The following is a 12,812-nucleotide window of genomic DNA, read 5'->3' as shown; positions in this document are numbered from 1 at the left end:
CATTGCCGCCGAAGCGACTTTATCAATATAACATTTCGTTACATTTTCGTCAACAACTTTTTTATCTTAAAAGTTGTTTTCGTTTGTTTTCTTTGTTGTCTTTCGTGACAACGAATATAAATATACCAGTTCATTTATTAAAATGCAATAGTTTTTTCAATAAAATTTTTAACCTAATCAAAAAGTATAAAAACAGTATCAATCCCCCTACATAAAGACACCTTTCTTCTATATAGTAAATGAATCATTTTAACTTCATTATATGACAAAAAGAAAAGCTTTGGAGAAATCTCCAAAGCTTAGATTAGTCTTACTTATGACGCATCGCTGGGAATAACAGCACGTCGCGAATAGATGGCGCATTTGTTAATAGCATAACAAGACGATCAATACCAATTCCAAGTCCACCTGTAGGAGGCATACCGTACTCAAGTGCTTCAATATAATCATCGTCCATCATATGCGCTTCATCATTACCTTGCTCACGCTCTTTTAATTGCGCTTCAAAACGTTCTTTTTGATCGATTGGATCATTTAATTCCGTAAATGCATTCGCATGCTCACGAGCAACAATGAATAACTCGAAACGATCTGTAAAGCGTGGATCTTCATCATTCTTTTTCGCAAGCGGAGAAATTTCCACTGGGTGTCCATAGATAAATGTAGGTTGAATTAACTTTTCTTCTACTTTTTGTTCGAAGAATTCATTGATAATATGACCAACTTCCATTGTATCTTTAATTTCCACACCATGTTCTTTCGCCAATGCACGTGCTTCTTCCACGCTCATCGGGCTCCAGAAATCTGCTCCAGAATATTGTTTAATTGCATCTACCATGTGGAGACGTGTCCATTCTGGCTCTAAATTAATTTCTTGCTCACCGTACTGGATTGTTGTTGTACCTAGTACTTGTTTTGCGATATGAGCAATCATGTTTTCTGTTAGTTTCATAATATCTTTATAGTCAGCATATGCTTCATATAATTCGATCATTGTAAATTCAGGATTATGACGCGTTGACACACCTTCATTACGGAATACACGGCCGATTTCGTATACCTTCTCTAAGCCACCTACAATAAGGCGTTTTAAGTGTAACTCAATTGCAATACGCATATATAATTCCATATCTAACGCATTATGATGCGTAATGAATGGACGAGCAGAAGCACCACCCGCAATCGCGTGCATCATTGGTGTTTCCACTTCAAGGTAGCCATTATCATCTAAGTATCTTCTCATTTCACGAATGATTTTACTACGAGTAACAAATGTTTCACGACTCTCCATGCTCGTAATTAAATCTAGGTAACGTTGACGGTAACGTTGTTCAACATCTTTCAATCCATGGTATTTATCTGGAAGTGGACGAAGAGCTTTCGTTAATAACGTAAATCCTGTTGCTTTCACTGAAAGCTCACCTACGTTCGTTTTGAAAACTTTCCCTTCAATTCCTACTAAATCACCTAAGTCAGCTGTATTAAATAATTCATATTGCTCATCTCCAACAGCATCTTTACGAACATAGATTTGAACTTGTCCGTGTAAATCTTGGATATGTGCAAAACCTGCTTTCCCTTTACCGCGCTTCGTCATAATACGGCCAGCAATAGAAACAGAGATTCCTTTCTCTTCTAATTCTTCTTTAGAGAACTCTCCATACAAGTTTAATAATTCTTCCGTTGAATTCGTACGTTCAAAACGTTTACCAAACGGATCGATCCCTTGTTCACGTAAGTTATGTAACTTCTCACGACGAACAAGCAATTGGTCATTTAATTCTTCGTGGTTCATGTTATCCATGGTATTGATATCACTCCAGCTCTATTAAATTTTACAATATATACAGTATATCATTTTCTACTCAACTAGAAAAACTGCCAGTAGCATACTGGCAGTTCTTCTTTCTTTCACGTAATTATAGGTAGTGAGAGAAGGAATGTCAAACGTTCTCTCTTCCCTCCTTTTAACCAACGTGAATTGTTTGTTGTTTTGCTTCTACTTCTTCTACAAATGCACCTAATAAAGAGGCAAGATCTTCACGAGTATCACAAGTATTAATTGCATTACGTACTCTCGCATTACCACGAACACCTTTTAAATACCAAGCTGCATGCTTTCTCATCTCTCTTACTGCAATATCTTCATTCTTTAAGTCAATAAGACGATCTAAGTGCAACATACATACATCCATTTTCTCACGCACTGTTGGTTCCGGCATTAATTCCCCTGTTTCTAAATATTTTACCGTACGATAAATCATCCATGGATCCCCAAGAGCTGCACGTCCAATCATAACGCCATCTACCCCTACTTCATCAAGCATACGTTTCGCATCTTGAGGAGTTTCTATGTCACCATTTCCAATAACAGGAATATTTACAGATTGTTTTACCTGTTTAATAATATCCCAATCCGCTTTCCCTTCATACATTTGAACACGTGTACGTCCATGAACCGCTACTGCTTGACCGCCTGCACGTTCCACAGCTCTAGCATTTTCAATTGCGAAAATGTGGTCTTCATCCCAGCCAATACGCATTTTAACTGTAACTGGTTTTTCCACAGCATCTACAACGGCCGCTACCATTTCATATACTTTATCTGGATCTAATAACCACTTTGCACCAGCATCACACTTCGTAATTTTCGGAACTGGGCAACCCATATTGATATCGATAATATCCGCCGTTGTGTTTTTATCTACATATTTCGCAGCACCAACAAGCGTTTCTTTCTCACCGCCAAAAATTTGTAAACTTAGCGGCTTCTCTCTCTCATCGATATATAACATATCTAATGTTTTTTGGTTATTAAATAAAATCGCCTTATCACTTACCATTTCAGCACATACTAAACCTGCACCAAATTCTTTTACTGTTAAACGGAATGCAGAGTTACACACTCCCGCCATCGGTGCTAGTACAACTGGATTCTTCATCTCAATGTTTGCAATCTTTAACACTCTACTGTCTCCTTACTTTACCCTCACTTTGGCATTAATTCATCTATTGAAATATTTAATGTCTTAGCAACTTCTACTACAAAATCTTGAGAAGGGGTTCTATTCCCTCTCTCTACTTCTCCTAAAACAGATACAGATACCCCTAATTCCTTTGCAAAACCTTCTTGCGTATAACCTTTCAACTTCCGAAAAGCACGAATGCGTCTTCCCCATTTTTCTGCTTCCATACCGTTACTCCCTCTCGCCTTTTCATTTCATCTACTTGCGAACGTGAAATGTTTTGTTTTATATCTTGATTGATCTCTAACAACGGAACGATAACAAAAGCTCTTTCGAACATCCGCGGATGCGGCACAATAAGATTCTCTGCTTCAATATTTTCTTGATTATAGAGCAAAATGTCAATGTCAATGGTTCGCGGGCCCCATCTGATCTCCCTTTTTCTTCCTAAATCTATCTCAACCTTTTGCGTTACTTTCAACAATTCTTGCGGCAGTAAATTGGTAGAAATTTTTATAACTAAATTTAAAAAACGATTTTGATCTGTATATCCCACTGGATCTGTTTCATATACAGAAGAGACATCCTCCACTTGAATATGAGGATTTTTATTTAACAGCTCAATCGCTTGCAATAAATAAACATAACGATCACCAATATTTGATCCTAACGCAACATATACTACATTTTTCATGGTCGGCCTCTCGTAATTTCTACCGCCACAGCACGATAGTGCCCTGGTATTGGTGGATCCGGTTTAACAACCTTTACTGTACATCGCAAAATACTTACGTACTGATTCAATATATTCGCCGCTATATTTTCCGCAATACTTTCTACAAGCTTATATGTTCGATCTTCTACCACTTGTCTACAAAGTTCAAAGAGCTCCCCGTAGTTTACCGAATGCTCTAAGTTATCACTTTCGCCCGCTTGTTTTAAATCCAGTTCCACTGTTAAATCCACTTTAAACCTTTGCCCCAATTTATTCTCCTCTGGAAATACGCCATGATAGCCATAAAACTCCATATCATGAATATAAATTTTATCCAATCATTTTACCCCCTTGCCAATCATTGCATCCATCATCTTTGCCATACGTGCCATTTCCTTCACATCATGAACACGAATCATTTCACAGCCTTTATCAATACCAAGACAAATCGATGCTCCTGTGCCTTCTACACGTTCCTCTACCGGCAAATCTAAAACATGACCGATAAACGATTTTCTCGAAGTTGCAAGAAGGACTGGATACCCTAACACATGTAATTTTTCTAGATTGCGCATGGCTTCTAAATTTTGTTCTGGCGTCTTCGCGAAACCGATACCCGGATCTAAAACGATATTCTCATCAGGTACACCTGCACCTTTTGCAATTTTAACACTCTCATATAGATCCGCAATCATATCCGCAATAAGATTACGGTAATTTGTGTTATCACGATTATGCATTAAAATTATCGGCACATTATAATGTGCCGCAACTTCTGCAATTTTCGGTTCTGCCTTCGCTCCCCAGATATCATTAATAATATGAGCACCCGCTTCAATTGCTTGCTTGGCTACTTCAGCTTTATACGTATCAATAGAAATAGGCACTTTCACTTCTTTCGAAACCGCTTGAATCATCGGGATTACGCGCCCTAACTCTTCTTCCACCGAAACTTTCGCGAAACCAGGACGAGTTGATTCTCCACCGATATCAATAATATCAGCTCCATTACTCACCATTTCTCTCGCATGACTTACAGCTGCGTTCATCTCATCGTAGTTTCCACCATCTGAGAATGAATCTGGTGTAACATTTAAAATCCCCATGATTAATGTCTTTGTATTTAAATCCAATGTATATTCGCCGCAGCGCAAATCATAATTCCACTTCACACTACACATCTCCTCTTCGCAGTTCATTTCGGCTCCAAAGATTTTCTCTATGCATTTCATATACATACATTAGAGACTTTGTAACCTTTCCTTCTTTACCAGGGAAATTAAATTCTCCAATCTGATTAAGCGGAACAATTTCTTGAATAGAATTCGTTACAAACACCTCATCAGCGGAAAGTAACTCCTTTTGTGTAAAGAAATCTTCTTCCACATGTACATCTAATATTTCAGCAATCCTTATAATAAACGCACGAGTGATTCCATTTAAAATCCCAGTTTCAAGTGAAGGTGTATATAAGATACCCTCCTTTACAAAAAAGAGATTCGAAACAATCCCCTCCGCTACGTGGCCTGCTTCAGTAAAAAAAATCCCTTCTTTGTTCACAACATTTCCAATTTCACGTTTTCCTAAAATGTTATTTAAATAATGATGGGACTTTAAACGAAATGCTCCTTCCGGCGTATTTCGTATTTGCTTCAAAATAACGCCTTCCTTTTCCATCACTACACCAGGGACTGCTAAAGGCTTTATAAACACAATAACAGAGGGCTCTTCATAAACCTCTGTTTGTAAACCTATTTCATCTATACCAGCCGATACATTAAAGCGCACATACGCATGGTCTATCCTATTCCTTACAAGTAACTCCTGTAAAATGCACAGCACATCATCTTTCGTCATCGTCCATTTGATTTGCAACGTAGAAAGAGCATCCATTAAACGTTCATAGTGGTCATCTAATAAAAACGGATGACCATTATAAATACGAAACGTCTCAAAAACACCTAACCCATATAAATACCCATGATCATATGGAGAGATTTTCGCTTCATCCGCTTCCACATACGTGCCATTCACATAAATTAACATGATGATATACTTGGACTATAATTCCGAATAAAGTTCTGCAGCAATTCTTTCCCATGTGAAGTCATAATGGATTCTGGATGAAACTGCACTCCTTCAATTGGCAATGTTTTATGACGAAGCGCCATAATCTCTCCCTCTTCTGTCCAAGATGTCACTTCTAAACATTCTGGCAATGTTTCTTTTTTTACAATAAGAGAATGATAACGCGTTGCTGTAAATGGATTTGGAATGTCTGCAAAAATCATTTTTCCATCATGATACATAAGAGAAGTTTTTCCATGCATTAAACGATCCGCACAAACAACATCGCCTCCGAAAACCTGTGCAATCGATTGATGACCTAGACACACACCAAAAATAGGAATCTTTCCTGCAAAATATTTAATGACATCCATACTTATACCAGCTTCATTCGGACTACAAGGACCTGGTGAAATCATAATAAAGTCAGGTTTCATTTGTTCAATATCTGAAATGGTAATTTCATCATTGCGCTTGACGATAAGCTCTTGTCCAAGTTCTCCAAGAAATTGCACTAAATTAAATGTAAAAGAATCATAATTATCAATCATCAATATCATTTCTCTCACCTAACCGTTTCTTCGCTACTTTCTTTCGCACGCCACAGGGCGATTGCCTTTTTTAACGACTCTTTATATTCATTTTTCGGATTTGAGTCAATTACAATTCCTGCTCCAGCCTGCACATACGCTTGACCATCTTTTGCAAGAAGCGTCCGAATCACAATATTTAATTCCATATCTCCTGAGTAACCAATCCATCCAATTGAACCTGTATAAATCCCACGGCGAACAGGTTCTAATTCTTCTATAATTTCCATCGTACGTATTTTGGGTGCACCCGTAATCGTTCCACCTGGAAATACAGCTCGCACTAAATCGAAAGCATCCTTATCTCGTCCGACCTCACCACGAACGTTTGAAACGATATGCATAACATGCGAATATTTTTCGATAACCATAAATTCATCTACTTCTACAGTTCCATACTTACAAACTCGCCCTAAATCATTACGCTCTAAATCCACAAGCATGACGTGTTCTGCACGTTCCTTTTCATTTTCAATTAACTCTTTCGCTAAGCTCTCATCTTCTTGTTCATTCTTCCCACGAGAACGTGTACCAGCAATCGGACGGGTACTCACTTCATTCCCTTGCTTTTTAATTAACAATTCAGGTGAACCGCTAACAATTTGAAAATCTCCAAGCTCTAAATATCCCATATATGGTGATGGATTAATTTCACGAAGACTCGTATAAATCTCCAGTGGGTGTGTTTGTAATGTTTTCTCTTGTCTTGTAGACAAATTCACTTGAAACACATCTCCAGCCCCAATATATTCTTGAATACGCTGAACAGCTTTCATAAATCCTTCTTCTGTAAAAGCTACCGCTTCATTTCTATGTTCAGGACATTCAAATGGCAATTTAACTTCAGGAACTTCCTTCATCCAAAGGCTCTTCCATTCATTTAAACGACTTTCCGCTTCCTCACATTCATCTATATAATGCGTAATAATCCACAACACTTTCTCTTGTTGATCATACACAAACACGTCATCAAATAATAAAAAGAATATGTCAGGTATATCCACATCATCCTCCGCAAGGGAAGGAAGTTTTTCAATATAACGGATACAGTCATAACTAAAATATCCGATTGCACCACCTTGAAATGGCGGATAGTCTGGATTATGATTCGTTCTCCATCGTTCCATATACCTTTGCATTAAATCTAACGGATTGCCTTTCTCTATTGTTTCCTTACCGCTTTCACTTATATGTAACGTTTCATCTTTCCCCCGAATCACCGCTACCGGATCGAGCCCCGCAATACTATAACGACCCCCACGTCCACTTTCTAACAAAATATGTTGATTCTTATTCTGAGAAAGAGACTTATATTGCTTAAAAAAATCTAAATGATATGGAACAGAAAGCGCTAAAGATTTTCTTCGCTGCATACCAACACCCCGTCTTCTTTTATCCCACTCCCTTAGACTAATCACCCCAAATTACAGATGGTTAATATGAAACAATCGTCCCTGAGAGCTAGTGAAAATATTTTAACTTTACTACTACTTATTTTACATGAAGTTTTCTAGTCATTCACTATTTTCAAACGAAAAAAGAAAAAGCATTCCTTTTCAGGAATGCTTTTTCTGGCCATACTAATTATGATTCAAATTGATAAAGCGGTGTACTTAAATAACGTTCACCATTACTTGGAATAATTACAAGAACCTTTTTCCCTTTACCAAGTTTTTTCGCAACTTCTGTCGCGGCATAAATGACAGCACCTGAAGAAATACCAACTAAAATACCTTCTTCACGAGCCACTCTTCTCGCATATTCAAATGCCTGTTCTGTCTTTACTTGAATAATTTCATCATATACTTCTACATCCAATGTTTCAGGAACGAATCCAGCCCCAATACCTTGAATCTTATGCGGACCTGGTTTCCCACCAGATAACACTGGAGAATCTGCAGGTTCTACTGCGTAAATTCTAATATCTTTATATATTTCTTTTAACACTTCACCAGCACCTGTAATTGTTCCACCAGTACCGATACCAGCGATAAATGCATCTAATTCATTACCCATTTGTTCAACAATTTCTGGCCCTGTCGTCAAACGGTGAATTTCTGGATTCGCCGGGTTTTGGAATTGTTGTGGTATAAAGTAACCATGCTCTTTCGCTAATTCAGTTGCCTTACGAATTGCGCCGCCCATTCCTTCTGGACCCGGAGTTAATACTAATTCAGCTCCATAAGCACGTAATAAGTTACGACGTTCAATACTCATTGTCTCCGGCATTACTAAAATTGCCTTATAGCCCTTTGCAGCCGCTACCATCGCTAAGCCAATTCCTGTGTTACCACTCGTTGGTTCAATAATTGTATCGCCTTCTTGTAATAATCCCTTTTTTTCAGCAGCTTCGATCATAGATAATGCAATACGATCTTTTACGCTACTTCCAGGGTTCATGAATTCTAATTTTAAGTAAATGTCTGCACTGTCTTGCTCTACGATGCGGTTCAACTTAACGATCGGCGTTTTCCCGATTAATTCTGAAACTGATTGTGCCACTCGCATTCCTGTCACTCCTAACACCGAGTATTTTTATTGGTTTTATATACATTTCAATTTTGACAGAATTTTTCTTACTTGTCAATTTATTTAGATGATTTACAATTGCTAGAAAACCTTTCTGTTTACAAGCTTTCAATCAAGTTTGTAATATCTTCTTTAGAGAAATTATATCGCTCATTACAGAAATGACAATGCACTTCCGTTTCATCTTCTTCCTCACGAACTTGTTCTAATTCTTTTTTACCGAGACTAATTAATACACTCTCAATACGCTCACGAGAACATGTACAATTAAATTGAACGTCCATTGTTTCTAATACCTTCACTTTTTCTTTTCCTAGTACTTCGTATAATAATTCCTCTGGCGAAAGTCCTTGTTCAATTAATTTTGAAACAGGTGGGATTTTTTGCAGACGCTCTTCAATAAAGGAGATTGTCTCTTCCTGTGCTCCTGGCATAATTTGTAGGATAAATCCACCTGCAGCAAGTATGCTATCATCCCCATTTACAAGGACACCAATACCAACAGAAGAAGGTGTTTGCTCAGAAACAGCAAAATAATACGTGAAATCTTCCCCTAATTCTCCCGAAACAATTGGAGATTGCCCGATAAATGGTTCACGCATACCGATATCTTTAATTACTGTTAGAAACCCTTCTGTACCTACTGCTTGATATACACGCAATTTCCCTTGCTCTGTTGCTTCAAAATCAACGTGGGGATTCGTTACATATCCACGTACATCTCCATTCGCATGAGCATCCACTAAGATTGGGCCAAGTGGGCCATTTCCTTCCACCTTAATCGTCAGCTTCTGATCACCTTTTAACATAGCCCCCATCATTGCACCAGCTGTTAACGAACGCCCAAGTGCCGCTGAAGCGGTTCTCCATGTATCATGACGTCTTTGCGCCTCACTTACCATATTTGTTGTACGTACACTATACGCACGAACTTCTCCATCAAACGCTAACGCTTTTACTAAATAATCTTTCATACTTATTTATTCACCCTTCTCATGTTGTAAATTTGCATTACGTTCATATAGCATATGCAAGCCTTTTAATGTTAAAAACGGATCTACAACATCAATTACATTAGATTCTTCTGCAATTAATTTTGCTAATCCTCCAGTTGCAATAACTTTCGGTTCTTGTTTAGCTTCTTCTTTCATACGCTTCACAATACCTTCCACTTGTCCAACATACCCATAAAGAATGCCAGCTTGCATTGCACTTACTGTATTTTTCCCAACAATACTACTTGGTTTTGTAATTTCAATACGAGGAAGTTTAGCCGCTCTACTGTATAAAGCTTCTGCCGAAATCATAATACCTGGTGTAATTACCCCGCCCATATAATGCTTATTTTCGTTAATATAACAATATGTAGTAGCTGTTCCAAAATCGACAATAATAAGCGGGCTTCCGTATAATTGGATACCAGCTACAGCATTTACAATACGATCCGCTCCAACCTCACGCGGATTTTCATATTTAATATTTAAACCTGTTTTTATTCCTGGTCCCACTACAAGTGGTTTAATTTTGAAATATTTCTCACACATACGCTCTAAGGCAAACATAATTGGTGGTACAACCGAAGAAACAATAATTCCTTTCACATCTTGAAAAGAAAGGCCTTCATGTTCAAGTAACTGTTTCACTAACATACCATATTCATCTTCTGTTTTATGACGATCAGTCTCCATGCGCCAATGCTGACGAAGTTTCCCATCTTCAAATACACCAAGCACCGCATTTGTATTCCCTACATCCAATACAAAAATCATATTCTCACCACTTATCTTATTTAATCTATATTTGTGCAGTATGTACAAAACTAATAATGCCATCATATCATACATACCTATATAATCAGTTTTTCCATCTTCACCATTTTACAAAAAGATCGTTCACTATTTCAATTTTTAAAGCAAAAAAGCTTCAAATTTATATACAAGTACACAATTTTCTCAGCATAAAAAAAGGAGTGACTATTGTCACTCCTTCATTTCTTATTTATCTTCTGCGTTCTCGTCATCTTTTTTCATTGTGATATTCACTTTCACATCTTCAGAGGACTTTTTACGCTCAGGTAAAACTCCATAATCATATAAATGATTAATTTGCTCTGCATCTAACGTCTCCACTTCAAGTAACGTTTTTGCGATAATATCAAGCTTATCACGTTTTTCAGTAAGAATTTGTTTTGCACGAGCATAACATTCTTTCATAATCGTTTGCATTTCTACATCGATGTCATGTGCAATTGCATCACTGTAGTTTTGTTCTGAATGGAAATCTCTTCCTAAGAACACCTGACCACCTTGTGAGCTTCCAAACTGCATCGGTCCAAGCTTATCACTCATACCAAATTCCGTTACCATACGTCTTGCAATGCCAGTCGCACGTTGGAAGTCGTTATGAGCTCCTGTACTCACTTCACCAAATACAATTTCCTCAGCCACTCGGCCACCAAGTAAACCAGTGATTTTATCAAGTAATTCTGGTTTTGTCATGAAGTAACGATCTTCTTTTGGAAGCATTACCGCATACCCACCAGCTTGACCGCGAGGAACAATTGTTACTTTATGAACGATATCCGCCTCATCAAGCACGACACCAATTACAGTATGGCCCGCTTCATGGAATGCGACAATATTACGTTCTTTTTCAGAAATAACACGACTTTTCTTCGCAGGACCTGCAATAACACGATCCGTCGCTTCATCGATATCAGACATGTCAATTTTCTTTTTATCTTGACGCGCAGCTACTAATGCAGCTTCGTTTAATAAGTTCTCAAGATCTGCACCAGAGAATCCTGGTGTGCGAGTCGCAATTGCTCTTAAGTTAATATCATCATCAAGTGGTTTGTTACGAGCATGTACTTTTAGTACCGCTTCACGTCCATTTACATCTGGACGATCCACTGTGATTTGACGGTCAAAACGTCCTGGACGTAATAACGCTGGGTCAAGAATATCAGGACGGTTTGTTGCAGCGATGATAATAATACCTTCGTTTGCACCGAATCCATCCATTTCAACAAGAAGTTGGTTTAGCGTTTGTTCACGTTCATCGTGACCACCACCAAGACCTGCCCCACGTTGACGACCTACTGCATCAATCTCATCGATAAAGATGATACAAGGAGCATTTTTCTTCGCATTTTCAAACAAATCACGTACACGGGAAGCACCGACACCAACGAACATCTCTACGAAATCAGAACCACTAATAGAGAAGAAAGGAACGCCAGCCTCACCTGCAACAGCACGTGCAAGCAATGTTTTACCTGTACCTGGAGGTCCAACTAGCAGAACACCCTTAGGAATACGGGCACCAACTTCAGCAAACTTGCGAGGATCTTTTAAGAATTCTACTACCTCAACAAGTTCTTGTTTCTCTTCGTCTGCTCCAGCTACATCTCTGAAGCGCACTTTTTTCTTTTCATCATTGTATAACTTCGCCTTACTTTTCCCGAAATTCATAACACGGCTACCGCCGCCCTGAGCTTGGTTTAGTAAGAAGAAGAATAAGATGAAGATAATCACAAACGGAATGATAGAAGTAAAGAATGTCACCCAAGCACTCGTTTCCTCTGCTGGTTGATATTTCACTTCAGCACCTTGCGCTTTGTCATTAATTTTCTTTTGTAATTCTTCAGTATTTGGTGCATAAGTAACAAATTGTTCTTCCTGACTAGCATTGCTAAATTGTCCTTTTACCTCAAACACACCATTTTTTGGTTGAAGCTGCACATTACGCACTTCACCTTTTTCAAGTTTAGTAATGAATTTATCGTAGCTAACTGATGTTGTTTTTTGTGTTGAACCATTAAAATAGCTCACGATTCCAATCACTACTAAGAATATCAGTAAATAAAAGATGGTATTACGGAAGATACGATTCATTCCTAACCTCCTCTCACGGCATAAACACTATAGTAAATCGTAACATAGA

Annotated in this window: 13 protein-coding genes; all 13 read right to left on the bottom strand. The window is 38.1% G+C overall.

The window, feature by feature from the left end; genetic code table 11:
* Nucleotides 1-310: 310 nt before the first annotated feature.
* Nucleotides 311-1,804, bottom strand: a complete 1,494-nt coding sequence (lysS, locus tag BPMYX0001_RS00340) for a lysine--tRNA ligase (protein ID WP_003194294.1) — start codon at nucleotides 1,802-1,804, stop codon at nucleotides 311-313.
* A gap of 163 nt (nucleotides 1,805-1,967) precedes the next feature.
* Nucleotides 1,968-2,966, bottom strand: a complete 999-nt coding sequence (gene dusB, locus BPMYX0001_RS00335) for a tRNA dihydrouridine synthase DusB (protein ID WP_003194292.1) — start codon at nucleotides 2,964-2,966, stop codon at nucleotides 1,968-1,970.
* A 23-nt stretch (nucleotides 2,967-2,989) separates the two neighbouring features.
* Nucleotides 2,990-3,193, bottom strand: coding sequence for a helix-turn-helix domain-containing protein (locus BPMYX0001_RS00330; RefSeq protein WP_000387032.1), 204 nt, complete (start codon nucleotides 3,191-3,193; stop codon nucleotides 2,990-2,992).
* On the bottom strand, nucleotides 3,145-3,660 hold the full coding sequence (gene folK, locus BPMYX0001_RS00325) for a 2-amino-4-hydroxy-6-hydroxymethyldihydropteridine diphosphokinase (RefSeq protein ID WP_018767315.1): 516 nt from the start codon (nucleotides 3,658-3,660) through the stop codon (nucleotides 3,145-3,147). Before folK ends, BPMYX0001_RS00330 begins: the two co-directional genes overlap by 49 nt.
* Nucleotides 3,657-4,019, bottom strand: a complete 363-nt coding sequence (gene folB / locus BPMYX0001_RS00320) for a dihydroneopterin aldolase (RefSeq protein WP_003194288.1) — start codon at nucleotides 4,017-4,019, stop codon at nucleotides 3,657-3,659. The genes folK and folB overlap by 4 nt, the downstream gene beginning before the upstream one ends.
* Nucleotides 4,020-4,880, bottom strand: coding sequence for a dihydropteroate synthase (gene folP, locus BPMYX0001_RS00315; protein ID WP_026008711.1), 861 nt, complete (start codon nucleotides 4,878-4,880; stop codon nucleotides 4,020-4,022). It abuts the gene before it with no gap.
* The gene (gene pabC, locus BPMYX0001_RS00310; protein ID WP_033798551.1) at nucleotides 4,855-5,727 is read right to left on the bottom strand and encodes an aminodeoxychorismate lyase; all 873 of its coding nucleotides are present in this window, start codon (nucleotides 5,725-5,727) and stop codon (nucleotides 4,855-4,857) included. The genes folP and pabC overlap by 26 nt, the downstream gene beginning before the upstream one ends.
* Nucleotides 5,721-6,308 carry an aminodeoxychorismate/anthranilate synthase component II gene (gene pabA / locus BPMYX0001_RS00305; protein ID WP_029427745.1) on the bottom strand — a complete coding sequence of 196 codons (588 nt, stop codon included), beginning with the start codon at nucleotides 6,306-6,308 and terminating at the stop codon, nucleotides 5,721-5,723. The genes pabC and pabA overlap by 7 nt, the downstream gene beginning before the upstream one ends.
* A gap of 5 nt (nucleotides 6,309-6,313) precedes the next feature.
* On the bottom strand, nucleotides 6,314-7,711 hold the full coding sequence (trpE, locus tag BPMYX0001_RS00300) for an anthranilate synthase component I (protein WP_006093083.1): 1,398 nt from the start codon (nucleotides 7,709-7,711) through the stop codon (nucleotides 6,314-6,316).
* 211 nt (nucleotides 7,712-7,922) lie between these two features.
* Nucleotides 7,923-8,846, bottom strand: coding sequence for a cysteine synthase A (cysK, locus tag BPMYX0001_RS00295; protein ID WP_018767319.1), 924 nt, complete (start codon nucleotides 8,844-8,846; stop codon nucleotides 7,923-7,925).
* A gap of 119 nt (nucleotides 8,847-8,965) precedes the next feature.
* The gene (gene hslO, locus BPMYX0001_RS00290; RefSeq protein WP_003194276.1) at nucleotides 8,966-9,841 is read right to left on the bottom strand and encodes a redox-regulated molecular chaperone HslO; all 876 of its coding nucleotides are present in this window, start codon (nucleotides 9,839-9,841) and stop codon (nucleotides 8,966-8,968) included.
* A 6-nt stretch (nucleotides 9,842-9,847) separates the two neighbouring features.
* Nucleotides 9,848-10,636, bottom strand: a complete 789-nt coding sequence (locus BPMYX0001_RS00285) for a type III pantothenate kinase (RefSeq protein ID WP_003194273.1) — start codon at nucleotides 10,634-10,636, stop codon at nucleotides 9,848-9,850.
* Between the two features lie 225 nt (nucleotides 10,637-10,861).
* On the bottom strand, nucleotides 10,862-12,763 hold the full coding sequence (gene ftsH / locus BPMYX0001_RS00280) for an ATP-dependent zinc metalloprotease FtsH (protein ID WP_018767320.1): 1,902 nt from the start codon (nucleotides 12,761-12,763) through the stop codon (nucleotides 10,862-10,864).
* Nucleotides 12,764-12,812 lie beyond the last annotated feature (49 nt).

Origin of the sequence: Bacillus pseudomycoides DSM 12442 (genome assembly GCF_000161455.1) — a bacterium.
Taxonomy (GTDB): Bacteria; Bacillota; Bacilli; order Bacillales; family Bacillaceae_G; genus Bacillus_A; species Bacillus_A pseudomycoides.
The sequence above is the reverse complement of the archived record's forward strand: the minus strand, read 5'-3'. Positions and strand labels throughout refer to the sequence as shown.